At 55.0% G+C, this 25481-nt stretch carries 22 protein-coding genes and 1 pseudogene; 15 read left to right on the forward strand and 8 right to left on the reverse strand.

Features of this window, described 5'->3' with window-relative positions:
- Position 1 precedes the first annotated feature (1 nt).
- The 3 genes from ABUK12_RS00955 (at position 2) to ABUK12_RS00965 (ending at position 5282) form a co-directional block, all read left to right on the forward strand.
- Positions 2-3139, forward strand: a complete 3138-nt coding sequence (locus tag ABUK12_RS00955) for an efflux RND transporter permease subunit (protein WP_410014526.1) — start codon at positions 2-4, stop codon at positions 3137-3139.
- The gene (locus tag ABUK12_RS00960; RefSeq protein ID WP_410014527.1) at positions 3132-4547 is read left to right on the forward strand and encodes an efflux transporter outer membrane subunit; all 1416 of its coding nucleotides are present in this window, start codon (positions 3132-3134) and stop codon (positions 4545-4547) included. The genes ABUK12_RS00955 and ABUK12_RS00960 overlap by 8 nt, the downstream gene beginning before the upstream one ends.
- A gap of 108 nt (positions 4548-4655) precedes the next feature.
- A complete protein-coding gene (locus ABUK12_RS00965) occupies positions 4656-5282 on the forward strand; it encodes a TetR/AcrR family transcriptional regulator (protein ID WP_410014528.1) in 627 nt (208 codons plus the stop codon).
- A 75-nt stretch (positions 5283-5357) separates the two neighbouring features.
- Here the strand turns inward: ABUK12_RS00965 and ABUK12_RS00970 are convergent, their stop codons facing one another.
- The gene (locus ABUK12_RS00970) at positions 5358-6569 is read right to left on the reverse strand and encodes an MFS transporter (protein ID WP_410014529.1); all 1212 of its coding nucleotides are present in this window, start codon (positions 6567-6569) and stop codon (positions 5358-5360) included.
- Positions 6570-6663: 94 nt separating this feature from the next.
- Positions 6664-7323, reverse strand: a complete 660-nt coding sequence (locus tag ABUK12_RS00975; RefSeq protein WP_410014530.1) for an O-methyltransferase — start codon at positions 7321-7323, stop codon at positions 6664-6666.
- A gap of 137 nt (positions 7324-7460) precedes the next feature.
- Here ABUK12_RS00975 and ABUK12_RS00980 point away from each other — a divergent pair, with 137 nt between their 5' ends.
- The 5 genes from ABUK12_RS00980 to ABUK12_RS01000 all read left to right on the forward strand — a co-directional run bounded on the left by ABUK12_RS00980 (position 7461) and on the right by ABUK12_RS01000 (position 12793).
- Positions 7461-8093 carry a TetR family transcriptional regulator gene (locus tag ABUK12_RS00980; RefSeq protein ID WP_410014531.1) on the forward strand — a complete coding sequence of 211 codons (633 nt, stop codon included), beginning with the start codon at positions 7461-7463 and terminating at the stop codon, positions 8091-8093.
- 137 nt (positions 8094-8230) lie between these two features.
- Positions 8231-9472, forward strand: a complete 1242-nt coding sequence (locus ABUK12_RS00985; protein ID WP_410014532.1) for an MFS transporter — start codon at positions 8231-8233, stop codon at positions 9470-9472.
- Positions 9473-9486: 14 nt separating this feature from the next.
- A complete protein-coding gene (locus ABUK12_RS00990; RefSeq protein ID WP_410014533.1) occupies positions 9487-10560 on the forward strand; it encodes a sugar phosphate isomerase/epimerase family protein in 1074 nt (357 codons plus the stop codon).
- Positions 10553-11704 (forward strand): Gfo/Idh/MocA family protein, encoded by a 1152-nt coding sequence (locus ABUK12_RS00995; RefSeq protein ID WP_410014534.1) that lies wholly within the window; start codon positions 10553-10555, stop codon positions 11702-11704. The genes ABUK12_RS00990 and ABUK12_RS00995 overlap by 8 nt, the downstream gene beginning before the upstream one ends.
- Before the next feature lie 108 nt (positions 11705-11812).
- Complete coding sequence (locus ABUK12_RS01000; RefSeq protein WP_410014535.1) at positions 11813-12793, forward strand: LacI family DNA-binding transcriptional regulator; 981 nt, start codon at positions 11813-11815, stop codon at positions 12791-12793.
- A gap of 45 nt (positions 12794-12838) precedes the next feature.
- On the opposite strand, the gene ABUK12_RS01005 is transcribed toward ABUK12_RS01000, so the two are convergent.
- Positions 12839-14044: a CynX/NimT family MFS transporter gene (locus ABUK12_RS01005; RefSeq protein WP_410014536.1), complete on the reverse strand. Its 1206-nt coding sequence runs from the start codon at positions 14042-14044 to the stop codon at positions 12839-12841.
- A 256-nt stretch (positions 14045-14300) separates the two neighbouring features.
- Between ABUK12_RS01005 and ABUK12_RS01010 the strand changes: the two genes are divergently transcribed.
- The 3 genes and pseudogenes from ABUK12_RS01010 to ABUK12_RS01020 all read left to right on the forward strand — a co-directional run.
- Positions 14301-15068, forward strand: a complete 768-nt coding sequence (locus ABUK12_RS01010) for a DeoR/GlpR family DNA-binding transcription regulator (protein ID WP_410014537.1) — start codon at positions 14301-14303, stop codon at positions 15066-15068.
- The gene (locus ABUK12_RS01015) at positions 15061-16152 is read left to right on the forward strand and encodes an oxidoreductase (RefSeq protein WP_410014538.1); all 1092 of its coding nucleotides are present in this window, start codon (positions 15061-15063) and stop codon (positions 16150-16152) included. Before ABUK12_RS01010 ends, ABUK12_RS01015 begins: the two co-directional genes overlap by 8 nt.
- Positions 16153-16206: 54 nt before the next feature.
- A pseudogene (locus tag ABUK12_RS01020) lies at positions 16207-16511 on the forward strand (NAD(P)H-dependent oxidoreductase); the annotation flags it as partial.
- A 4-nt stretch (positions 16512-16515) separates the two neighbouring features.
- Here ABUK12_RS01020 and ABUK12_RS01025 read toward each other — a convergent pair.
- Complete coding sequence (locus ABUK12_RS01025; RefSeq protein ID WP_410014539.1) at positions 16516-17406, reverse strand: LysR family transcriptional regulator; 891 nt, start codon at positions 17404-17406, stop codon at positions 16516-16518.
- Between the two features lie 97 nt (positions 17407-17503).
- Between ABUK12_RS01025 and ABUK12_RS01030 the strand changes: the two genes are divergently transcribed.
- The 4 genes from ABUK12_RS01030 (at position 17504) to ABUK12_RS01045 (ending at position 21671) form a co-directional block, all read left to right on the forward strand.
- Positions 17504-18010 (forward strand): phenolic acid decarboxylase, encoded by a 507-nt coding sequence (locus tag ABUK12_RS01030; protein WP_410014540.1) that lies wholly within the window; start codon positions 17504-17506, stop codon positions 18008-18010.
- Positions 18011-18320: 310 nt separating this feature from the next.
- Positions 18321-19511: an MFS transporter gene (locus ABUK12_RS01035; protein ID WP_410014541.1), complete on the forward strand. Its 1191-nt coding sequence runs from the start codon at positions 18321-18323 to the stop codon at positions 19509-19511.
- A 158-nt stretch (positions 19512-19669) separates the two neighbouring features.
- Positions 19670-20668, forward strand: a complete 999-nt coding sequence (locus tag ABUK12_RS01040; RefSeq protein ID WP_410014542.1) for an alpha/beta fold hydrolase — start codon at positions 19670-19672, stop codon at positions 20666-20668.
- A gap of 106 nt (positions 20669-20774) precedes the next feature.
- Positions 20775-21671, forward strand: a complete 897-nt coding sequence (locus ABUK12_RS01045) for a LysR family transcriptional regulator (protein ID WP_410014543.1) — start codon at positions 20775-20777, stop codon at positions 21669-21671.
- A 60-nt stretch (positions 21672-21731) separates the two neighbouring features.
- On the opposite strand, the gene ABUK12_RS01050 is transcribed toward ABUK12_RS01045, so the two are convergent.
- From ABUK12_RS01050 to ABUK12_RS01065, 4 genes are all read right to left on the reverse strand, one after another.
- Positions 21732-22625, reverse strand: a complete 894-nt coding sequence (locus ABUK12_RS01050; protein ID WP_410014544.1) for an NAD-dependent epimerase/dehydratase family protein — start codon at positions 22623-22625, stop codon at positions 21732-21734.
- 84 nt (positions 22626-22709) lie between these two features.
- Positions 22710-23357, reverse strand: coding sequence for a glutaredoxin 2 (gene grxB, locus ABUK12_RS01055; RefSeq protein WP_410014545.1), 648 nt, complete (start codon positions 23355-23357; stop codon positions 22710-22712).
- Between the two features lie 53 nt (positions 23358-23410).
- A complete protein-coding gene (locus ABUK12_RS01060) occupies positions 23411-23764 on the reverse strand; it encodes a putative quinol monooxygenase (RefSeq protein ID WP_410014546.1) in 354 nt (117 codons plus the stop codon).
- 510 nt (positions 23765-24274) lie between these two features.
- Positions 24275-25195 carry an AEC family transporter gene (locus tag ABUK12_RS01065; RefSeq protein WP_410014547.1) on the reverse strand — a complete coding sequence of 307 codons (921 nt, stop codon included), beginning with the start codon at positions 25193-25195 and terminating at the stop codon, positions 24275-24277.
- Positions 25196-25481: the final 286 nt, after the last annotated feature.

The following is a 25481-nucleotide window of genomic DNA, read 5'->3' on the forward strand; positions in this document are numbered from 1 at the left end:
GATGTCGAAGTTTTTTATCGAACGTCCCATTTTTGCCTGGGTCATCGCCATCGTCATTATGCTGGCGGGCGGCTTGTCCATCTTGTCTTTATCGATCAACCAATACCCTAATATCGCGCCTCCGGCTATTTCGGTTTCCGTGACCTATCCTGGCGCAAGCGCGGAAACCACGCAAAAAACCGTGGTGCAGGTTATCGAACAGCAAATGAACGGCCTGGACAACCTCCGTTACCTTGAATCGCAAAGTAACAGCGACGGCAGCGCCACCATTATCGCGACCTTCGATCAAGGCACCGATCCGGATACCGCGCAGGTACAGGTACAAAACAAGGTTTCGCTGGCGGAGTCGCAATTGCCCACCGAGGTGACCACCCAAGGGCTGAGGGTCGCTAAATATCAGGCCAATTTCATGATGGTGGTGAGCCTGATTTCGCAAGACGGCAAATTGAGCGATTCCGATCTGGCCAATCTCCTGGTGTCCAAACTGGAAGACCCCATCGCCCGTACCAAAGGGGTGGGCGACTTTATGGTGATGGGTTCCGAATACGCCATGCGTATCTGGCTGGACCCGGCCAAATTGTATCAATATTCCTTGATCCCAAGCGACGTCAGTACCGCCATTACCCGGCAAAACGTGCAAATTTCTTCCGGTAAACTGGGGGGGCTGCCTTCGGTAAAGAATGCCAAATTCAGCGCCACGATTATCGGTAAAACCCGCCTGGAAAGCGTGAAACAGTTTGAAGATATCCTGCTTAAGGTGAATACCGATGGCTCGCAGGTGCGCTTACGCGATGTCGCCAAAATTGATTTGGGGCCGGAAGATTACAGTATTTCGTCAACCTTTAACGGCAAGCCTTCATCCGGGATGGCGTTAAGGCTGGCCAGCGGCGCCAATGTGCTGGATACCGCCAAAGCGGTCAAAGCCACCATCGCCGGTCTGCAGTCTTCCCTGCCGGACAACGTCAGGATCGAATACCCGTACGAAACCTCGCCGGTGGTCAGCGCCTCGATAGAAGAGGTGGTCAAAACCTTGTTTGAAGCCATTGTGCTGGTGTTCTGCGTCATGCTGCTGTTTTTACAAAATCTGCGCGCCACGCTCATCACCACCATGGTGGTGCCCGTGGTCCTGCTTGGTACGTTTGGCATACTGGCGGCCTTTGGGTACTCGATCAATACGCTGACCATGTTCGGTATGGTGCTGGCGATAGGCTTGCTGGTGGATGACGCCATCGTGGTGGTGGAAAACGTCGAGCGGGTCATGTCCGAAGAAAAGCTCGGGCCGAAAGACGCCACCATCAAATCCATGGCGCAAATTCAGGGCGCGTTGTTTGGCATCGCCCTGGTGCTGGCGGCGGTGCTGGTCCCGATGGCTTTTTTCAGCGGCTCCACCGGGATTATTTATCGCCAGTTCTCCATCACCATTGTTTCGGCAATGGCGTTGTCGGTGCTGATGGCGCTGATTTTCACGCCGGCATTATGCGCCACCCTGCTCAGGGCCTCGGCGGGAGAGCGATCGCAGCGTGGTTTCTCCGGCTGGTTTAACCGCAAATTCGATTCGGGCACCGTGCATTACACCCGCTATGTCGGCGGCGTGATTTCACGGCGCAGGGTATTTATGCTGGTTTACCTGCTTATCGTGGCGGCCACCGGTTATTTGTTTACCCGTGTTCCCGGGTCCTTTCTGCCGGACGAAGACCAGGGCGTGATGATGATGCAGGTGACCCTGCCGGCCAACGCCTCGGCGCTGCGCACCCAGCAGGTCCTGATGGATATGGAAAACTATCTGCTGGACAAGGAATCCGCCTCGGTGAGCTCGGTATTCGCCGCCAACGGCTTCAGCTTTTCCGGCCGCGGGCAGAACAGCGCCATGGCGTTTGTCAAACTCAAGGACTGGAGCGAGCGCGGCGGCAGCAACCTGTCGGTGCAGGCGCTGGCCGGCCGCGCCATGCAGCACTTCGCCACGTTAAAAGACGGTAAGGCCTTTGCGCTGATCCCACCGGCGGTGATGGAGCTGGGCAACGCGACCGGTTTTGACTTCTACCTGCAGGATAACGCCGGCAAAGGCCATGACGCCTTGATGGCGGCGCGTAATCAGTTCCTGCAACTGGCCGCGCAGGATAAACGCCTGACGGCGGTACGTCCCAACGGGATGGAGGACGAACCGCAGTACCAGCTGCTTATTGATGACGAGCGCGCCAGCGCGCTGGGCCTGAACCTGGACGATATCAACGATACGCTGTCCGCCGCCTGGGGTTCCACCTATGTAAACCAGTTTATGTATGAGGACCGCGTCAAGCAGGTCTACATCCAGGGCAACGCCTCATCGCGCGTGACCCCGGAAGATCTGGATAAATGGTATTTCCGCAACGGCAGCGGCCAGATGGTACCGTTCTCGGCTTTCGGCAGCGGTAAATGGATCTATGGCTCACCCCGCTATGAACGTTTCAACGGCGTCTCGGCGGTGGAGATTATGGGATCGCCGGCAAGCGGGTTGAGTTCGGGCGCCGCGGTTAAGGCGGTCAATGACATCGCCGCCAAATTGCCGCAGGGCTTCAGCGTGCAGTGGCACGGACTGTCTTATGAAGAACAATTGTCCGGCTCGCAGACGCCGGCCCTGTACAGCCTTTCGGTGCTGGTGGTATTCCTTTGCCTCGCCGCCTTGTATGAGAGCTGGTCCATACCTTTTTCGGTGCTGCTGGTGGTACCGCTTGGCGTGTTGGGCACCATCGGCGCGGTATTGCTGCGCGGATTACAAAACGATGTCTTTTTCCAGGTCGGGCTGCTGACCACGGTCGGGCTGGCGGCGAAGAACGCCATCCTGATTGTGGAGTTCGCCAAAGAGCTGCATGAAAAGCAGGGCAAAGATCTGGTCGAGTCTGCCATTGACGCGGCCAGGCTGCGGATCCGCCCCATTATCATGACCTCGATGGCGTTTATCCTCGGCGTCTTGCCATTGACGATTTCCCATGGCGCCGGATCGGGCAGTCAACATTCCATTGGCACCGCCGTGGTGGGCGGCATGCTTACCGCTACCTTCCTGGCCATCTTTTTTGTGCCGATGTTTTATGTCGTCGTGGTCAACCTGTTCACCCGTAAAAACAAAAAAGCATCGCAGTCCGAGGCGACCTCTCATGAATAAACGTTATCTGGTTCCGGCTCTTGTGCCTGTTATGATTTCCCTGGCGCTGGCCGGCTGTACCTTGCAGCCGGCGTACCACCGGCCGGCAATGCCGGTGGCCGCGGACTGGGACGCCGCCGGCCAGCGCGGCAAGGCGGCGGACGGCGCGGATATCCGCTGGCAAACATTCTTTACCGACCCGGCCATGCATCAGCTGATCGGCCTGGCGTTAGCCAATAACCGCGATTTGCGGGTGGCGGCGCTGAATGTCGAGACGGCGCGCGCGCAATTCCATATCGACCGGGCCGCGCTGCTGCCCACGGTAGATTTGTCCGCCAGTCAAACGGCGGAACATTTGCCGGGGAACCTGTATTCGACCCAAAGCTCCGGGCCGGTAACCTACCATCAATACGATGCCAGCCTGGGCGTCACTTCCTGGGAGATGGATTTTTTCGGCCGGGTGCGCAGTCTGCGCGACAAAAGTCTGGAAAGCTATCTGTCGACCGAGGCGACGCAGCAGGCGACGCAAATCAGCCTGATTGCCGAAGTGGCGACGGGATATTTGACATTGTGTTCGGACAATGAATTATTACTGTTGGCGCAACAGACCGCCGCCAGCCAGCAACAATCCTATGATTTGACCAAACGCAGCTATGATGCCGGCGTCAGCACCTCGCAGGATTTGGCGCAAGCGGAAACCACGGTGCGCAGCGCCCAGGCCGATGTGACGCAATATACCCGCCAGGTACGGCAGGATATCAATGCGCTGCGCCTGCTGGCCGGAACCGGGCTGCCCGCCGGTCTGGCCGAGCATGCCCGCCTGAATAAAGAGTGGCGTTTCCCGGCGACACCGGCCGGCCTGCCGTCCGATTTGCTGACGCGGCGGCCGGATATTATTGCCGCCGAACATACCCTGAAAGCGGCTAACGCCAATATCGGCGCGGCGCGGGCGGCATTTTTCCCAAGCATCAGCCTGACGGCGGCGGGCGGATCCTCAAGCAGCAGCCTGGGACATTTGCTGGAAGGAGGGACCGCGGCCTGGTCGTTTGTGCCGACAATCACCCTGCCGATTTTTGATGGCGGCGTGAACCGGGCCAATCTGGATATCGCTAAAACCTCGCAAAAAATCGAGGTGGCGAATTATGAAAAATCCATCCAAACCGCGTTTAAAGAAGTCTCGGACGCCCTGGCCGGCCAGTCGACCTATCAGGACGAACTGGACGCCCGTTCGCTGAATACCGCGGCCAACCAGCGAAACTACGATGCGTCGAATATGCGTTATCGCCAGGGTGTGGATAATTATCTGTCTGTGCTGGTGGCTCAGCGTTCGCTTTATAGCGCGCAACAGTCGCAAATCACGACGCAGCTGGATTTACTGCAGCAACAGATTACCCTGTACAAAGTTCTGGGCGGCGGGTGGCGACAGTAGCCCTGGCGCTTACCGCCCCCGGTCCGCTATCATCGGCGCCTGGCGATTGCCTTTTAGACCGGCTTACCGCTAGATTTATTGCTGGCCCCGGTAAAGGATTAAGATCTGATGGCAACTAAAAACAAACCCCTGGTGCCCGACAGGCAACAGAAAATTGCGGATCGGCGCGATCAGATTATTGCCGCTGCCCGCCTATGCTTTCGTAAACACGGTTTCCATGGCGCCGGTATGGCTGAAATCGCGGCGCAATCCCAGTTGAGCGTCGGCCAGATATACCGCTATTTCACCAATAAAGAGGCGATTATCGAAGAAATCGCGCATCGTATCGTCAAGCATCGGGTGCAACTCATGCTTGATAACGATAACAACCTGGAACATATGGCTTCAGCGCTGGCGGATCACCGGCTTTTGGATGGCGATGAGACGGAAATCAACCAGGCGCTGATGCTGGAGGTCTCGGCGGAAGCGACGCGCAATCCGCGTATTGCCCGCATTCTGCTGGATGTTGATGCCGTACTCTTCCGGGAGGGCTGCAAGATGCTAATGCAGGCCTATCCGGAGATGAGCCATGACGCCGCCGCCAGTCTGGCGGAGCTGATGGCGGTGCTCACCGAGGGAACCATGCTGCGTATCTTGACACAGCAGCGGCAAACCACGCATAAGGGTTTGCAGCAAATCTATCTGAACCTCTTCTCGGCGGTGTTTCCCGCCAGGCCCGAAACCGCTCCCGAGTAATGCATTTGCAAGCAACAGGGCCTGGGAGGCCCGTAGGCGAATGCGCAGGGATAACCCGCGCACGCGCTGACGTGGTCAATCTCCCGACGCGCGGGAGTTGCGCGCAGCCACGGCGGTATTGGCGCGATAGAGATAAAGCGCGATGAAAAAGCCCATCGCCGCCGCAATCCCGCCGACCAGAAATAGGCTGCCGTAGCCGGCGCGGTCCGCCAGAAATCCCGCCACAGGCCCCGTCAAGCCATAGGCGAGATCCTGGAAGGCCGCGTACCCGCCCATGGCGCTGCCGCGCAGATGCGGCTCCACGAGATGAACCACTTCACGCCCCATGGCCGGAAAGACCAATGAGCACCCGAGTCCGGTAAGGAATGCGCCGGCAAGGGCGAGGGAGGGATCGTGCGCGCTCCAGATAAGAATCTGGCCGATGGCTTCGATTGCCAGCGATCCAAGCGCCACGGGAAGGCCGCCCATGCGATCGGGCAGATGGCCAAATAGCACGCGGACCAGGACGAATCCGCAGCCGAAAGCCGTCAGGCCCAGCCCGGCGTAATGCCATTCCTGATGCAGGAAATAGAGGGCGAAGAACGCGCCGATAGCGGCAAATCCAATGCCTTGAAGGCAAACGACCACCCCATGCAGCCAGATTCTGCCGAGCACGTTCGTAAAGGCGGGGCGTTTGCCGTGCGCAGACGGGGCGACGCCGGCCACGCGCCAGATCGCCAGCAGGCCCAGGGCGCAGAGCAGCGCGCTCACAGCCATGGTGCTGGAAAAGCCAAACCATTTCAGCAGCGCCAGTCCCACCGGGCCGCCGACGGCCAGGGCGCCGTAAATGGCGGCGCCGACCAGGGCCAGTACCTGGCCTGAACGCGCGGGCCCCACCAAACCCACCCCCCATAGGATAATGCCGACGCCGACCAGGCTTTCGCCCAGGCCGACCAGCAACCGGCCCGCGATAAGAACCAGATACGCAAGCCAGGGGGCGTAGGGCAAAAATCCCGCCCCCGACGAAATGAGCGCCCCGCACGTATAAAAGCCCAGCCCCATCCTGACCGCATACCTGGCGCCACGGCGGTCGGCCAGGTTGCCGGCATAGCCGCGGGTCAATACCGTCGACAGGAAGGCGACGCCAACGCCGAGACCTGCGTAAACATTGCCGAACCCCAGTTTCCCGGTCACGAATACGGGAATGACAGGGAGAGGAATGGCCACGCACAAATAGGAAACAAACAAGATCGCCATCAGCAGCATGAGGCGTTTCTGCGCGGGATCCCGCTTAAGCGTATCAGTCATAATGCATTAATCCCCGCAAAGCGCCACCCCGTGGCGCCGGTAATGAATATTGGCGTAATGGCATCGCCTGAATGAAAAACATGGGAAGTCATGCTCAACCGAGTTTGATGGACAATTCCACGTCTTGGGCGAATGGCGTGGACAGGTAGCCCCCGGCGGGCGAGCGCACGCGCGCCAGATAATCGGGGCTGTAGTCGGTATTGTCGGCGACGATGAGCGCCCCCGGCCGCAGCCGCTTTTCGACCAGGCTAAGGATATCGCTATAGAGCGACTTGGCGCCATCCAGCAACAGCAGGTCGATGGACGGGGGCAGATCGGCGGCCAGCGTTTTGAGCGCGTCGCCGGCCCTGATCTCCACCAGGTCGATCAGCCCGCCGGCGGTCAGATTCGCGCGCGCCTGCGCCAGCTTAGACGGTTCAAACTCGCTGGTGATAAGCCGGCCGCCGCCGTTGTCGCGCAGCGCCGCCGCCAGGTATAACGTCGAGATGCCGAACGACGTGCCGAACTCCACGATGGTGCGTGCATTGGCGCTGCGCGCCAGCATATAAAGAAGCGTGCCGGTTTCGCGCGAGACCGGCAGCCAGAGGTCTTTCAGGTGCCCATAGAGCGCGAGATAGTCAGTCTTGCTGTGCATAAAGCGTTCGCGTTCTTCGTGCGCCATTGCCGCCCAGGCCGGACTGCGCGCCTCGTCCGCCTGTTTGAACAGGCGATCCAGCAGGGGAGCCAGCGGAGCGGTGGAGAGTGTGGTGATCATAAAAGTGTCCGATAGTGGAGGGCTGATGTTGACCGCCTTGCGGCGGCCGGATAATATGAGTAATTACTCGCGTTTTAGAATACGACTAATTCGTCATGTTTCCTATTCGCGTTCACCTTCACGTTGCCAGGGCCCCCATGACCCATCGCCGAAACCCGCAGATTTCCTCACGAAAAATACCCCAGCAGGCGCGTTCGGCAGAGCTTGTGGCCGCGATTCTCGAAGCGGCTACTCAGGTTTTAAAGGAAGAGGGCGCGCCGCGGTTCACCACCGCGCGGGTTGCCGAAAGGGCCGGTGTGAGCATTGGATCGGTGTATCAGTATTTCCCGAATAAGGCGTCGATCCTTTTTCGTCTCCAAAGCGATGAATGGCGGCAAACTACGGAATTACTGCGGCGCATCCTTGACGATGGCGGGACACCGCCGCTGGAGCGTTTGCGCATATTAGTGCACGCCTTTATTCGCTCCGAATGCGAGGAGGCCGAGATGCGCGTGGCGCTCAATGATGCCGCACCCCTCTATCGGGATGTCCCCGAGGCGCATGAGGCCCAGGCGGCGATCGACCAGACTGTGCAAGCCTTTATGCGGGAGGTGCTGCCCAACGCGTCGCTAACAACCCGGGCATTGGCAAGCGACCTGATCATGACGACCCTCAGTACCGTGGGGAAACATTTTTCCGCGGGTCCCCGTACCGCCGCCGAGATCACCGCCTATTCCGACGCCATGGCGGATATGTTCTGCGCCTATCTCGAAGGGATTGGCCATCGTTGAACCGGGCGTTTTTAACCGGGGTTTTATCGTGATTCAAATCGCAAATTTGTTATAAAGAGCGGGATAATTAATTTGTAATCGATTACTTTTGTGCAAACACGTTTTGTAATCGATTACTTTTTAAGGCGAGGCAACTCATGATGTCAACACTGGAAAGCAGTGAAGTCAGCCAAGTACAGCATCGGTTCCTGATACCGCGGCTGTCCCTGATGATGTTTTTACAATTTTTTATCTGGGGAAGTTGGTCGGTTACCCTGGGGCTGGTGATGGCGCATCACAATATGTCGTTGCTGATTGGCGACGCGTTCTCGGCGGGGCCCATCGCTTCGATTTTGTCCCCGTTTGTGCTGGGCATGCTGGTCGATCGCTTTTTTGCTTCCCAGAAAGTCATGGCGGTGATGAATCTGGCCGGCGCGGCGATCCTCTGGTTCGTGCCGCAGGCATTGATCGATGGCAACGGCACGCTGCTTATTGCCCTGCTGTTCGGCTATACGCTCTGTTTTATGCCGACGCTGGCGTTGGGCAACAATATTGCCTTCCACAGCCTGAAAAATGTCGATAAAAGCTTCCCGGTGGTGCGCGTATTCGGCACCATCGGTTGGATTGTCGCGGGCATATTCATTGGTGTTACCGGCGTGTCGGCCAGCGTGAATATTTTCTGGGTGGCGGGCATCTGCTCGGTATTGCTGGCGGTTTACAGCCTGACGTTGCCCCATACGCCGGCACCGGCCAAAGGGCAGCCGCTGGCGCTGCGCGATCTGTTCTGCGCCGATGCGTTCGCGCTGCTGAAAATCCGCCATTTCTTTGTGTTTTCGCTCTGCGCCATGCTGATTTCCGTACCGCTGGGCACCTACTATGCCTATACGGCGTCATATCTTGCCGATGTCGGCATCAGCGATGTCAGCACCGCCATGTCCTTCGGCCAGATGTCTGAAATCTTTTTTATGCTGGTTATTCCCCTGCTATTCCGCCGGCTGGGCGTCAAATACATGCTGCTGATAGGCATGCTGGCCTGGTTCGTCCGCTACGCCTTTTTCGCGCTGGGCGTCAGTGAGGAAGGCCGGTTCCTGCTGTATCTCGGCATTTTGCTGCACGGCGTGTGTTACGACTTTTTCTTTGTCGTCGGTTTTATCTATACCGACCGCGTCGCCGGCGCAAAGGTCAAAGGGCAGGCGCAGAGCATGATCGTCATGTTTACCTATGGCATCGGCATGCTGCTGGGTTCGCAGATTTCCGGCGCGCTTTACAACCGCCTGGTGGCGGGACAGACAGTGCCGCAGGCGTGGGTCATCTTTTGGTGGATCCCGGCGGTGTCCGCCGCCGTTATCGCGGTAATTTTCTTCTTTTACTTTAAATATAAAGAGCCAGAGCATGTTTGAGTTTGGGAGATGTAATGAAAACGATTAAAGGTCCGGGCATTTTTTTGTCCCAGTTTATCGGGAAGCAACCCCCGTTTAATACGCTTGACGGGCTGGCGCAGTGGGCCGCCTCGCTGGGATATACCGCCTTGCAGATCCCTTGTAATCACAAGGCGATATTTGACCTGGAAAAAGCCGCCGCCAGCCAGATCTATTGCGATGAAATCCTGGAAACACTGGCTGGCCACGGACTGACCATTAGCGAGCTTTCCACCCACCTCGAGGGGCAGCTTATCGCCGTCCACCCCGCCTATGACCTGGCGTTCGATGGCTTTGCTCCTGTTACCGTCAGGGGAAACCCGGGGGCGCGCCGGGCATGGGCGACCCAGGCGTTGAAACAGGCAGCCGCCGCGTCCGCAAAGCTGGGATTAACGGCGCACGCCACCTTTTCCGGCTCGCTGGCCTGGCCGTATTTCTATCCCTGGCCGCCGCATAACCAGACGCTGCTGGACGAGGCGTTTAATGAACTGGCGCTGCGCTGGCGGCCGATACTGGACTGTTTTGACCAGAACGGGGTTGATGTATGTTTTGAGATCCATCCGGGCGAGGACCTGCACGACGGCGCCACGTTCGAACGTTTCCTGGCGCTGGTGGATAACCATCCGCGCTGTAACATCTTGTTCGATCCCAGCCATCTGCACCTGCAGCATATGGACTATCTGGCATTTATCGATCGGTATCACTCGCGCATCAAAGCCTTCCATGTCAAGGATGCGGAATTTGCGGCAAGCGGGCGCAGCGGTGTTTACGGCGGCTATCAGAACTGGATGGACAGGCCGGGGCGTTTCCGCTCTCCGGGCGACGGTCAGATTGATTTTAAAGCAATATTCAGCAAGCTGTCCCAGTATGACTTCGACGGCTGGGCGGTGTTGGAATGGGAATGCTGCCTGAAGGACGGCGAAACCGGCGCCCGTGAAGGCGGCGACTTTATCCGCCGCCATATTATTCCGGTCGCCGCCCGGGCTTTTGATGATTTTGCCGCCGGCAATGAGGACCGCGCAGACGCGCGCCGTATGCTGGGGCTGGGGGAGGATGCTACTCATGATTAACGTCGGTATCGCCGGCACGGGTTTTATCGGCCCTGCCCATATTGAAGCCATCCGCCGGCTGGGATTTGTCGAGGTGGTGGCGCTGTGCGATACGCCGCTGGCCGACGCCAAGGCTAAAGCGGCGCAGCTGAATGTTCCTTATGCTTACGGCGACATTGATGACTTGCTGGCCCATCCCGGACTCGATGTGGTGCATAACTGTACGCCCAACCATTTGCATGCCGACATCAACCGCAAAATCCTGCGCGCCGGCAAACATGTTTTTTCAGAAAAACCCTTGTGCCTGACCGCCCTTGAGGCGGGCGAACTGGTTGCCCTGGCCGAGCAGGCAGGGGTGGTGCACGGCGTCAGTTTCGTCTACCGGCAGTTCGCCATGGTGCAGCAGGCCGCCAGTATGCTGCGCCACGGGCGGTTGGGCCGGTTGTTTTCGGCGCACGGCAGCTACCTGCAGGACTGGATGCTGCTGGAGACCGATTACAACTGGCGCGTGGACGCCGCCCTTGGGGGCAGCTCCCGCGCCGTGGCGGATATCGGCTCGCACTGGTGCGACACGGTGCAGTTTGTCACCGGCCGGCGGATTACCGCGGTCATGGCGGATTTATCCACCGTCTGGCCAACACGTAAAGCCAATATGCGGGGCAATTCGACGTTTTCCGCCGGGCAACAGGACGCGCGTTACGAAGACCGCCCGGTTACCACGGAAGATATGGGGTTTGTCCTGTTCCGCTTTGACGACGGAAGTAAAGGCTGTTTCAGTGTGTCGCAGGTCAGCGCGGGCAGAAAAAACCGGCTGAGTTTTGAAGTGAACGGCAGCGATGCTTCCGTCGCCTGGGATCAGGAAACGCCGCAGCAATTGTGGATAGGGCATCGAACAGCGGCCAACCAGTTGCTTTCCGACGATCCGGGGCTGATGAACGCCGACGTGGCGCACAGTGCGCACTTCCCCGGAGGGCACATTGAAGGCTGGCCGGATGCGTTCAAGAACATGATGCTGCAATTTTATACCGCCGTGCGCGACGGCCGGGCGCCGGCGAAGGGCTGCAGCCCGTTCGCCACCTTTTATGAGGGTGCCGGCGTGATGCGCGTTATTGATGCCATCGTGCAAAGCCACCGGCAGCAGGGCTGGGTTACCGTCGCCGATTGAGAACGGACGCCCGGCGCGCAGACAGAAACGCCGGGCTTTGATTCATGCCGCAAGTAAACTGTGGTAGCCTCTGGTAATAGGGTGATGACCGCAGGATGTGTTGTCGTAATGTCGATTCAGAAAATAGCTAAACTGGCGGGAGTCTCGGTGGCGACGGTGTCCCGGGTGCTGAATAACAGTGATACCGTGAAAGTCCATAACCGCGAGCGCGTTTTGGCGGCTATCCGCGCCAGCAATTACCAGCCCAACCTGCTGGCCCGTCAACTGAGAACCGCCAGAAGCTCCATGATCCTGGTGATGGTCTCGAATATCGCCAATCCCTTCTGTGCCGTGGTGGTGAAAGGGATTGAAGAAGAAGCGGAAAAAAACGGCTACCGTATCCTGCTATGCAACTCGAATTCGGACATCGAACGGTCAAAATCAAGCCTGGGATTGCTCTCGGGCAAAATGGTCGATGGCATTATTACCATGGATGCGTTTTCAACCTTGCCCGAGCTCAGCGCCATGATTGGCCAGACGCCGTGGGTACAGTGCGCGGAATATGCCGATGCCGGCAACGTTTCCTGCGTCGGTATCAATGATACCGACGCGGCAGAGCATGCCGTCCGGCATTTGCTGAAACGCGGATGCCGTCGTATTGCGCTTATCAATCACGATCTCAGCTACAAATATGCCCAGCTCAGGGAGCGGGGCTATAAAACGATACTGCGCCGGCAGGCCCCCGGTTATGAAGCCATTGCGTATGCCAGCGACCTGAGCAGCAGGGCGGGCAAGGCGGCCATGGAAACATTGCTGGATGCGGATCCGCGCCCGGATGCGGTGTTTGCCGTATCCGATACGCTGGCGGCGGGCGCCATGCGCGCCATTGAAGCCGCCGGACTGTCCATTCCGCGCGATATCGCGGTAGTCGGTTTCGACGGTTCTGAACTGGCCGAGATGGTGTCGCCCCAGCTCACCACCATTGAGCAGCCGTCGCGGGAAATAGGCCGCCAGGCCGTTTCCCTGCTGCTTAAAAAAATTGATAACCCGGACGCCCCGGCGGAACGCGTCATGTTGAACTGGCACTTTATTGCACGGGCCAGTGCTTAAGCCTGCCCGGCGCGATAGTTTCAGTGCCTTGCCGCTATTCACCTATCAGCCTATTTGCTTATTCCTGCCAGCAAGGGGGGCGATAATCAATTGCAGCAAGCTCATGGCAAGCAGCATGAGCAGGGGCCCTGACCAGTCGCCGCCGTGCTCGTGCAGAATGCCGAAAAAAAGAGGACCCACTGCCGCCAGCCCATAACCGACGCATTGCGCCATCCCCGAGAGGTGGGCCGCCTGGGCATGATCCCCGGCGCGCAAATTGAACAGGGAAAGGCAGGTCACCATGGAGGCGCCCGCGCCCAGGCCCGCGATAATAAGCCAGAGCAATGCCAGGGACGGAGCCAGCAATAAGCCCGAGAGGCCGGTGAAAATGGCGAATGAGGCAATAAAGCCGATCAGTCGCTGATCCCGGAATTTTTTCAGCGCCAACATACACATCAGGTTGGCAATAATAGCCGTTGCCTGATAGACGAAAAGCAGCCAGCCGGCCGTCATCTGGCTAAAACCCTTGTCCTGCGCAAAGGGAGTAAACCAATCGATAAGGGTATAAAAAACCATCGAATGCAGCGCCATAAACAATGAGACTTGCCAGCCAAGTACCGAGCGCCAGGGGTTTCTTAACCGGGTTTCCCCGCGCATTTTTATGTTCGCGGCGGGACGTTTTGTCTTTTTCAACTGAGGCAACCAGGCAATGGCCGCGATCAGCGGCAGCGTCGTCCAAATACCCACGGAAAGAAACCAACCCGCATTGCCGGCCCGCGCCAGCGGCACCGCGATACCGGAGGCAAGACTGGCGGTAATGGACATGGTCGAGGCATAAAGGCCGATATATTTCGCGGTATGGTTTTTGAAATCACGTTTAATAAGCGGCGGCAAAAGTACATTAGCCGCGGCGATGCCGATACTGAGGATAAGCGTGCCCGACCAGAGCCCGGCCTCGCTGCCGCTGATTCGCAGTAACGACCCCAGGGTAATCAGACAAACCCCGCCCCACAGGCTTTTTTCCAACCCGGCGCGGTTACCGAGCCAGGATGCGGCCGGGGCTAGCGCGGCAAACATGATGAGGGGAATAAAATTCAGCCATCCCGCGGCGGATGCGCTTAAGCCAAAGGTAGCGCGAATATTGTCGAGAACCGGACCGATCGCGGTAATGGGCGCGCGCAGGTTTGCGGCCGTAAGCAGCACGATAAAAAGAAAAAAGCCGGAATTAGAAACAAGGGAAGGGGGGACCAAGGGTGTCTGGAGCTGAGCCATATCAATTATCGCACAATGAGCAGTCATAGCCTGCCAAAAGCGCGTTGGTTGACGTTAACGCTTACGCAAAAGGACCTGAATCCCGATGTCTGCGTGCAATATTAGCGGGTTCACGCCCCTGTGTAAAGATTCCTTAAACGGTATTGTCCGCCGCCCGCGCCTGTTCTGGAACACCCCACGCAATGCTTAAAGTTGATTGGCTCTTGCATTAATTTGCTGTATTGTGCAGTTTAATGCGGGAAAGGATGATTTTATTATGCACAAAGCTGCACGCCAACGCTATCTACTGACGCTCTTAAGCGAGAAAGGGCAAATCAGCATTGCACAATTGGCCGCGGCTCTTGCGGTTTCGGTTGATACGGTACGCCGGGATCTGCTCGATTTGGAGCGGCAGGGACTCGCACAGAAAAACCACGGCGGGGCGATTGCGTTGGACGTGGCGGCCATGGCGCGCAAAGTGCGTAGCAACCTGCTGTGCGCCTCTAAACAACGACTGGGCCAGGCGGTGGCGGCGCACATTCCCGCGGGAAGCACGTTGGTGCTGGACGCCGGCACCACCGTGCTGGCGGTAGCCGGCGCGCTGCGCGGGCCGGCCCGTGTCATTACCGCATCGCTGGATATCGCCCATTGCCTGAGCGATCGACCGGACATTGAACTGATTTTGTTGGGCGGCAGTTGGGACCAGCGTCAGCGTTTGTTTGCCGGTGCCGCCACGCTTGCCATGTTGCAACGCTACCGGGCCGACATTGCCGTGCTTGGCGCCTGTGCCCTGCACCCCCGCCTGGGACTCAGCGCCAGCGAAGAAGCGGATGCCGAAGTGAAGCGCACTATGCTCGCTATCAGCGCGCAGCACTGGCTGGTCGCTGATTATCTCAAGCTCAACCGATGCGAGCCGCATCGGGTGGCGGAACTGACGGAGATTCATCGTCTGTTCATCGATCGCCCCTGGGATGAGCTGGATGAGGATTCCCCGATAATAGTTGACGTCATCGGTAATGATATACCAGGAGAACACTATGAGTAACCTAACCGCACAGGCCGGTAAGACGCTGAACGTGGCGCTCATCGGCTATGGCTTTTCCGGCAAGACATTCCATGCTCCTTTACTGCGCGCCACCCCGGGCCTGCGCTTGCGGTTCGTGGCTTCGCGCGATGCGCGCAAGGTACAGGCCGATCTCCCCGATGTGCAGGTGATAGCCGATCCACATCAGGCGATTGCCCATCCGGAGGTGGATCTGGTGGTGATCGCTTCCCCTAATATTAGCCATGCGCCGCTGGCGCGTTATGCGCTGGAGAACAATAAGCATGTGGTAGTGGATAAGCCTTTCACGCTGGATATGAAAGAAGCGCGGGAACTTATCGAATTAGCCAGCCTCCGCCGGCGCCAACTCAGTGTCTTCCATAATCGCCGCTGGGACAGTGATTACCTTGGCGTTCGGCAGGTCATTGAGCAGGGCCGCATCGGGCGGGTCGTGCAGTTTGAGTCACATATCGATCGCTTCCGGCCGCAGGTGCGCGAACGCTGGCGCGAACAGAATGCCCCGGGCGGCGGGCTGTGGTTCGATATCGGACCGCACCTGATAGATCAGGCCCTGCAGTTGTTCGGCTTGCCGGATAGCGTGCAGGGTAATATTGCCACGCTGCGCGATAATGCGAAGATTGATGACTGGGCTCACGTGGTCCTTAATTATCCCGCGCACCGGGTCATCCTGCACAGCAGCATGCTGGTGTCCGGTGGTGTTTCGCGCTTCAGTGTGCATGGCACGAAAGGCAGCGTGGTAAAACAACGGGCCGACCGCCAGGAAAGCCAATTGGTGGCGGGCGTGGTACCGGGAAGCGCCGGCTGGGGTGAAGATAATGATGAGTTGATACTCTATGCCGGTGATGAAAATCCGCTTATGTTGCCCACCCCGGCGGGGGATCAACGTCAATTTTATATACAGGTCTGCGATGCGTTAAACGGCAGGGGGGCAAATCCCGTGCCCCCTTTGCAGTCGCTGGCGGTTATGGCGGTGCTTGAGGCAGCGGTTCAGGCTTCGCAAAGCGGTAGTAACCATGCATTGGCGTTAAGTGAGGCTGAAATTGCCGCGCTGGGCGTTCGCAAATAGCGCCGCGGCTGATAATGTCGGCTTCCGCTACGGCGCAACCGCGAACACATGGCGCAGCAGGCCGGGCTAGCTTCGCCACATGAGTTGGGCGGCTATGATGCGATTATCTTCGGCACGCCAACTCATTTCGGTAACATGTCGGGACAAATGCGTCATTTCCTTGACCAGACCGCGGACTTTGGGCAAAAGGCGCACTGCCAGGCAAAGTGGCCAGGGTATTTACCTCCGCGGGTACCGGCGGTGGGCAGGAAATGACCCTTACTTCTGCCTGGACGACCCTGGCTTACCACGGCATGATTATCATCGCTATCGGCTACAGTAATCCGGCCTTGTTTGATATTCACCAGTGGGCGGCGGGATAGTCTATGACTGCGAGACAAAAAAAGAGAGATGCCGGGCCAGCGCATTGATCTCGTTATCAAAAATCTTGCTGTTTTCGTCAATGACCAGATAAAGGGCGGTTGAGCGGGTCTGGCCATACATCAGCGGTAAGGGAACAAGTTCACCGGACTGTAGCTGTTTTTCAATGTGCTCAATGGGCAACCAACCATAGCCGATGCCATGGACCACCGCGTCTATGGCGGATTCAATGGTGGTGAATGTCCAACTGTCCGTCACGGAAACGGCTTCTTTTGGCGGCGCATCCTGACTGATATGGGTCAGTTCAATACGCGGCCATGAGGCCAGGGCGTTGTCCATGATCGGGTAGGGCTGCGACAGTAACGGATGGGAAGCATTGGCCACCGCCATAAAGGTGAGTTCAATAAGTTTGTTACCTTTGGCCGTCAGATCGTCACGCCAGGTAACCAGGTAGAGATCGGCCTGGCGGGCTATCAGCTGTTCGGTGGTCTCGCTGCGAAGCACTTCCATCAGGTCGATGCAAATAGCCGGGTACTGGCGCTGAAAGGCGCGCATTGCACCGAAGAGATGATGTTTGGGGAAAATACTGTCAACAGCCATGCGCACGCGCATCTTGTCGCCTTTTGTTAGCATTAAGGCGCGTTTTTCCAGCGCGTAAAACGATCGCAACAAGGGTTTCGCCTGCTCAAGCAGGCAGAAGCCTTCCTTGGTCAGCTCCGCCTTACGCCCGTTGATGGCCAACAGGGGCAACCCCAGCCTGTCCTGCAATAAAGCGACTTTATAACTTATGGCCGACTGGCTGCGGTTGAATTTTTCGGCCGCCTTGGCAAAGCTGCCTTCTTGCACAATGGATTGCAATAATTCCCATTGCTCCAGGGTGGTTTTTAGTGCCATAAACCAATCCAAAATTTCGTTTAATATGTTCAGATAATACGTTTTTTAATCTAACAATAAAATGTTTATAGTATAAAAAACGGATGAGGAAAAGAGTATGAATACCTTTGATAAGAACGATTTAAGCGGTTTTGTCGGTAAACATCTGGTGTATACCTATGATAATGGTTGGAATTATGAAATTTATGTGAAAAACGCCACCACACTTGACTACCGCATCCACAGCGGGATTGTAGGGAATCGCTGGGTGAGGGATCAGCAAGCGTTTATCGTTCGCGTCGCCAATAAAGTCTATAAAATATCCTGGACAGAGCCCACCGGCACGGATGTCAGCCTGATCGCGAATCTGGAAGACAATATCTTTCACGGCACCATATTTTTCCCGCGCTGGGTCATTGATCATCCCGAAAAAACGGTTTGTTTTCAGAATGATCATCTTAAGGAAATGGCATTGCTACGCGAACAAGGTCCAGTCTACCCCACGGAGGTGATAGACGAATTTGCGACGATAACCTTTATTCGCGATTGCGGCGCGGATAACGAAACGGTAATAAATTGCGCGGCAGATGAACTGCCTGCTAATTTTCCTGAAAATCTAAAGTAATAGCGACGCTATAAGACCCTGCGGAAAGGACGCAGAAATAGCGTCCTTATTCCTCGCTATCCGGCTGGTGAAATAACGAAATACAGCCTGCATTCATGGCGTACCCTTCTGCGCTGTTGCCTAAAAGATACGGTCCCGCTATCGGCGCGGAGATTATCAAACGTTTATTGTAAAGTAATCGATTACTTTTTATAGTTATCACAGCAAAATTCGACGGCCGATAAGGCCATCGGGGCTAAGTAACGTTTAAATTAATAATTTTTCTGTGGGGGATTATGCCCGCCAGAACACAATGCGACGGGATGATATCTTGCACAAACAGATCGATGAAACAGGCTACACAAAGGGTGCGGGGTGGGCGCAGTTTGCCCTGGCATTGGGCGGATTCGGCATTGGCACCGGCGAATTCATCATGATGGGAATGTTGCCCGATGTAGCGCATTCGCTGCGCATTACCGAACCGCAGGCGGGCAACGCCATCGCAAGCTATGCCCTTGGCGTGGTGGTCGGCGCTCCGGTTATCGCCGTGCTGGCGGCGCGGATGTCGCGCAAATACCTTCTGCTGGCGCTGATGGCGGTATTTTTCGCCGGGAATGCCGCCAGTGCGCTTGCCCCCGGCTATTATAGTCTGGTCATCGCACGATTCCTGACGGGGCTGCCGCACGGGGCCTATTTCGGCGTGGCGTCCCTTGTCGCGGCATCACTGGTGCCTGTGGGAAAGCGCGGAAGCGCGTTAAGCAGGATGATGCTGGGCCTGACGGTGGCCACGCTGGTGGGTGTTCCCCTCGGCTCATGGATTGGGCAGCTTTTCAGCTGGCATATCGTTTTTGCCTTTGTGGGCGCAGTCGGATTAGTGACATGCCTGCTCATTGCCCGTTTCGTGCCATTCCGTGAAGGAGATGCCGGCGCGCATCCGTTACGGGAGCTGGGCGCGCTGAGGAATTCGCAGGTGCTGCTTACGCTGCTGGTGGGCGCCATTGGTTTCGGCGGCATGTTTGCCATTTTCAGTTATATCGCGCCCACGCTTATCCATACGTCGGGGATGTCGGCCAGACTGATACCCTGGGTGATGGCCGCTTTCGGGCTGGGTATGATTGCCGGCAACCTGGCCGGCGGAAAACTTGCCAACGGCGATGTGCTGAAGATAATCGGCTGGGCGCTGCTATGGAATGTTTTTATCATGGCCATTTTCCCTTTTCTGGCGCTTTATGTGGCATCCGGCCTTTTGGCCACGTTTCTTATCGGGACGACTTCGGTACTGCTGCCGTCACTGCAGATCCGCCTGATGGATGTCGCCAATGATTCCCAGACGCTGGCCGCTGCCATGAACCACTCCGCGTTGAATATCGCCAATGCCATGGGGGCATACCTTGGCGGGCTGGCGATTTCGTATGGCTTTGGGTGGGTGTCCACCGCTTACGTCGGCGTCATGCTTGGCATTGCCGGCATCATTGTGTATCTGATGACGATAAAATATGCCCGCAAGCATATCCCGGTATAACGGGCGGTACGGCGGGACGATTAACAACAATATATTTCTAATGTTAACGCAGCAACGCCCTTTATCCCGACGTCCCACTCATATAGTCTTATTGATCTCTTAATCAATTCACGTCCTCCCGCGGGTTTACGTCGGATCACGACCACAGGTATAAGTCTATGCATCTATCATTTAAAATAGCCGGTATTATTTCGTTGATGACGTTCACTGGCGCTGTCCTGGCAGCCGACGCGGTAACGGCGTTAGGTAAGGATTTTACTTTTCCAAATAAAATTGAAGGATTGCCGCTTAAGTTGTCTGATTTTAACGGATTGCAGATTAATAACTTCACCACTAATGACGACGTGAAACTCAGCTACTGGGAAGCAGGTTCCGGCGAGCCGTTAATATTTGTTCCCGGATGGTCGGCTAATGGGGCGGAGTATTTCAATGTGATGTATTTACTGAGTAAAAAATATCATGTCTATGTACTCGACCCGCGTAACCAGGGACTGTCGCAAAATGTGGAATACGGTAACCGTTTGTCACGCTATGGTATGGATCTCAACGAGTTTATCGATCATATTGGCGCAAAATCCGTTAATTTATGCGGGTGGTCCATGGGCGCATCGGTGATTTGGTCATATATTGACCTTTTCGGCACCAAAAATATCAGTAAGCTGGCTTTTATTGATGAACCGATTTCTATCTATACCCATTCGGACTGGTCGGAGAAAGAACGCCAGGAAGCGGGGGGAATGACGACCTCGCCGGAACGCATGGTCGGCGCCTTTACCCAGGGGATACCGGTCAATAACCAGATTGTGGATACGGCCGCCATGGAGCGCTATATGGCGATGGACTCCTTATATTTCCAGAACTCGGAGGCCTTGGCCCATGAGTTTATAAAAAACGACCCTCATTTCCTTTCACTGGTTCTGTTTGACCACGCCACCAACGACTGGCGTGACGTCATCCGCTCTAAGATCAATGTCCCAACCGCGATTTTCACCGGTGATTACAGCCATAATGTACCCAGTCAAAAATGGATGCATGCCGCGATACCGGGGTCGGAATTATTTATCTATACAAAAGAAGAGCAGGGCGATCATTTTCTGGCTTTTAAAAACCCGCTTCGTTTTACCCAGGATTTGACAAGATTCCTAAATAAACCGTAATTAAAAAAATCCGCGGTGATCATCCAATGGCGGACTTATCTGTGCGCAATTTTGATAGATAATGTGATAAATTGGGACGCTATTCATTCAAATCAGGTTGTTTCTAATGGATCGGCTCACCAGCATGGCGGTTTACGTGAAATCAGTGGAGCTTGGCTCTTTCAGCGCAGCGGCAGATGCGCTGGCGATGTCTCCTCAACTGGTCGGTAAACATGTCTCCGTGCTTGAGCAACATCTGGGCGTGCGGCTCCTGAATAGAACTACCCGACAACATAGCCTGACCGAAGCGGGTCGACATTTTTATGAACGGGCAAAAATCATTCTCGCCGAGGTAGAGGCCGCGGAATCTTTCGCTGAGCAAGCGCGCGCAGTCCCCCGTGGCCGGTTGAAAATCAACGCACCGGTCACCTTTGGCGTTAATGCCCTGGCCCCACGGCTGCCCGTTTTTCTCAAACATTACCCCGAGGTCTCGGTTGAGCTAACCCTTTCCAACAGGCTGGTTGACCTCATCGATGAAGGATATGACGCGGTATTTCGCGTCGGGGAACTGGCGGAGAGCGGGCTTAAAGCAAAAACGCTGGCGCCATATCGTCTGATAGCCTGTGCCGCTCCCTCATACCTCTTAACCGCGCCGCCGCTGAATGAACCCGAGGATTTGCTAGGGCATGAATGCCTGATTTTCACTCATACATCGTTGCGCACCCAGTGGGTTTTTGCCGGTCCAAAGGGCCGCGTCACGGTTCCCGTGACCGGGCGTCTGCTGCTGGATAGCGGTGAGGCCTTGATCAGCGCCACACTGGCGGGCTTCGGCATCGCCATGCAGCCGGCGGAGCTTGTCGGACCGCACATTGAAGCGGGAAGACTTGCAGTGGTTCTCAGGGAATATTCAGTGCCCACGCGCCCGCTGCATGTGGTCTACGCGCCGGACAAAAGAATAACGCCCAAATTGCGCAGTTTTCTGGATTTCGCCATCACGGTTTTTGGCGAAGACAATTTCGTCTGATAGCGGGGCGAGGCATGTGTAGTTGAAAACTGCGCTTAAACACTTGCACCATAGCGGCGGTCAGATTTTCATTTCCCCGCGGATCCAGTCAATAACGGAAGCGTAGTTCGGTTTCCAGCCAAGTTCTTGGCGGGCGCGGTTGGACCGGACCCGGCTGTTTGAACCCAGAGAATAGCGTGCGCGCGCCAGTCCCCATACTTTTGCCGCTTCTTCTTCAGTCCAGCTTTCAGGGGCGGCCAGATGCAAACGCTCGGAAATCGCCCGGCCTAATTCGGCAAAGGACGTTTCGCCGTTTTCCACAAAATAAAAGGCGCCCGCGGGCGCACTTTCTACCGCCAGGCGATAAAGTTCGCTCACATCGTCGATGTGCACGTTAGACCAGCTATTTAATCCTTTTCCCACTATGCGCACCACTCCGCTTGCGCGCGCCTGATTGACAAGAAGAGGGATCTGGACACTCTGTGTTTCAGGGAGCTTCCCCTCCCCGTATATCAAGCTGTTGCACAGCACGATGCCGCGCATTCCCCTCGCCGCCAGCACCTTAAGGTCGAGATTCCTTCTGGCCTGCTTTGCCGGCGGTACCATCAGCGGTTGTTGTTCCTCAAAGACGGTCCGGCTGAGGCTGTTTCCACCGGCGGCATCGGCAACGACGCTGGTACCGCTGGTATGGATAAGGGATTTTCCGCTGTCTTGCAGCGCTGACAAAAATGCATCAATAGTATTTTCGTCATCACTGTTCGCTGCATTAACGACAATATCCGCTTGCCTTGCTTCATGAATGAGTAAATCGACATCATGCAAATCGCCGAAAACGGGCGCTATTCCCCGTTCCGCCAGCAGGCTTATCTTTTCCTGATTACGCACCAGGCCGCGGATCTGGTGTCCGGCGTTGCTAAGGTAGACAGCAACCGACCCGCCGATATAACCCGTGGCGCCTGTTATAAATATTTTCATATGTAACATATATATGATCGGATGGCTGATGGATTCAATTTTATCCGCACTCTGTTGTTGATGCAGTACAGATCATAATAAAAGTTACAAGGCCATGGGATCATTAAGGGGCACGGCAGATTTCATCGCCATGCGCTTACGCCAGTTATCCACCTCTGGAGGCCACACAATGCCTTGCACTATCGACAGCGAGCGAAGCAACGGGAACAGAAGAATCTCGGCAAGCGATCCTGTTGCGTCGCTTAATTGATTGTCCACCAGCAACGCGTCCAGTTTGACAAGCGCTTGGTTTATATCGGCAATGAGAGCGGGACTCTGCTTGATCAAATCGGAGAAATTGCCAAAGACCGCCTGTTTTTTATCGATAAAATATTGCCTGGACGTTATTGCCTTAAATTCCGGGTAGTCGGAGTAGGCCCAGCGCGGAACGGCGAGTTTATAAATCAAGCTGGAAGCGTTATCAATCCAATCATCAATCTTTGGGTTATACGAACGTGTCAAATAGGGTACGGCATTTGTTTCATCAATATGGCGCACGATATCCAGACTCTCGTCAATCGTTTCACCATCGTCAGTAACAAGAATGGGTAGCATTTTTTTACCGATCAGGCCGATCGGTGTCGTTTCATCATCGTTCGGCAGGATAACGATGTCGCACGGGATGTTTTTCAACCCAAAAATCATGCGGGCGCGAACGCAGAATGGACAATGGTCGTAGACATAAAGTTTCAATTGTAACCTCCATGCCTTATCAGTCAGGCAAATAGCAGTGAATACATAACTATTTAACGGGTAAAGCCGTCAAACGGCCTCATATAAACAGCGCCGAACGGATCCAATCTTTTTTTAATTTCCGCGTCGGGCTCACCATAGACGGTGAGAGCGGTAATGGTGACCAGGGAGAGAAACTCATCGGCAAAAGGGGCAAAGGTGTTATCAACATGGCTGACAAGGGCGTCCGGCCGATACCGCTCGACAATATGGGCGGTCTTTTCATCGTCGCTTACGCTGTAAACATAAGACAGCGTGCCCGGCTCCTTGGCCGTTGACGCGACTATATCGGCAACCAAATCACGAAAAGCCGGAAATTTCCCTTCGCCCAGTTTTAGGGTGAAAACGCAGGTAATGTCTTTTTCCATTGTCAATATCTCTTAATAGTCATATGATTTTGAAGGGCAATAAGCTGAAATAAATGCCCGATCCTTGGATTTTTCCATCTGAATTCGGCGGCTAAATTTCTTTAAACCTGATCTAAAATCGTTTCCGCGAAGAGTGATTCCCCTATGGTTAACACGTAATACGATACCAGGTTCACCACCGTTTCACGTAGTGTAGCCTTGATCATGAAGTTGATAAACATCGCTAGAGTTGTTGCAGAGTAGAAAAAATATCTACAATAAGGCACGGGTTTGTGATGTTATGCTCAATTGAAATTTTTCTGTTGGCAGTGGCAGCGCCAACAAAACGACTTTGAACCGCGTTGGCGCGAAGTGCTGCCCGAGGCGGCCATCCCTCGGTCTTGCCAACGAACGTAGCGGTCTGATAAATCACTGCGGGAAATGGAGTAAAATATACGCAGTAGTAAATTACCTCGGCCGGATAAATAGCCGTATTATTGCCGGCGGACCGCGGTTATCGAGATGGATACCTCAAACGGCAATGTAGCGTAACGTTACAATTGTCATTACAACAAGACTAACGAAAATAGTCAGGCTGTTGGTGAAACTTGACAATTCTCCATCGCCATGGCATTTGACCGTATAAACAGGAGCCAGCGTACTTGCCGGAGCAAAGGCTATAATGGAAAGGATCTGACGTGTAAAAAGATCAAAACCGGGTAAATTAAATAAAATTAAAGAAAAGCACCCGCCAAAGATGAGCCTTACCATGACTATTTTCAAAGCCAGCTTAACTTTAACGGCGTTGAGTTGAGGATTAAACATCATGCCGATCATTAACATAGCTAAAAATGAATTCGCCTGGGCGATAGGATTTAGCAATGTCAATATTGATTGCGGAATATGAAATCCACAAAACGAAATAATGAGCATTAGTATATAGACATCAAATGGAAAAGATTTTATAAATTTCATTAAAATTGCTAAGGGTGAGTTTTTTTCTTCGGGGTTTGTCTTCAATAATGTGGACGTAATGGCATATGAGCCTCCGGTCATCATAATCGCATTACCGGTATCGAAAAGACATGCCAGCACGGTCGCTTTCGCCCCGAAAAAAGCCTGGACAAACGGGAGGCTAAAGCAACCGATGTTAAATCCAGACATATTGATCATAGTAAATGCGCGTACATCGGATGCGCTATTGACGGATAGCACATACATGATCAACATTGGCAATAAACTACACAGAAAACCTGCCACAACAATAAATAACATATTTCCATTGATAGTTATCTGGGCGAAAGCTTCAATAACTGCTGCTGGCAAAGTGACATTGAGCAATAATTTAGTTACAATATTTACATCTTTTTTTTCAAGAAATCCTATTGTTTTGAATACGTAACCCAATAAGATTATTATTACGAATGCGGCTGGCTTAAAAATGAAATCCACTGTATCGCCCCATATAATGTTTAGTTTTTTAGAACCCTTCAATGGCTCTATTAATACTAAGTTTCTCCATTAAAAAATAAAGCATATTTTTATGATTGTCTATGATTTATAATCAGCGGTAACAATTTTTTACCCGGCGCTCATACTCTGGTGTGAACCTGGCATGATGATAAAATCCACCGGGATGTGGCCTGACACTATAATGGCAGGTATTTTCAATCCTTATCATGCGCAAGGTAATGGTATTATCCGCTGCTGTGTCACCGACGCATGATTTTCATTGGCC

It is taken from the genome of Sodalis sp. C49, assembly GCF_046352915.1.
Lineage (GTDB): Bacteria > Pseudomonadota > Gammaproteobacteria > Enterobacterales > Enterobacteriaceae > Acerihabitans.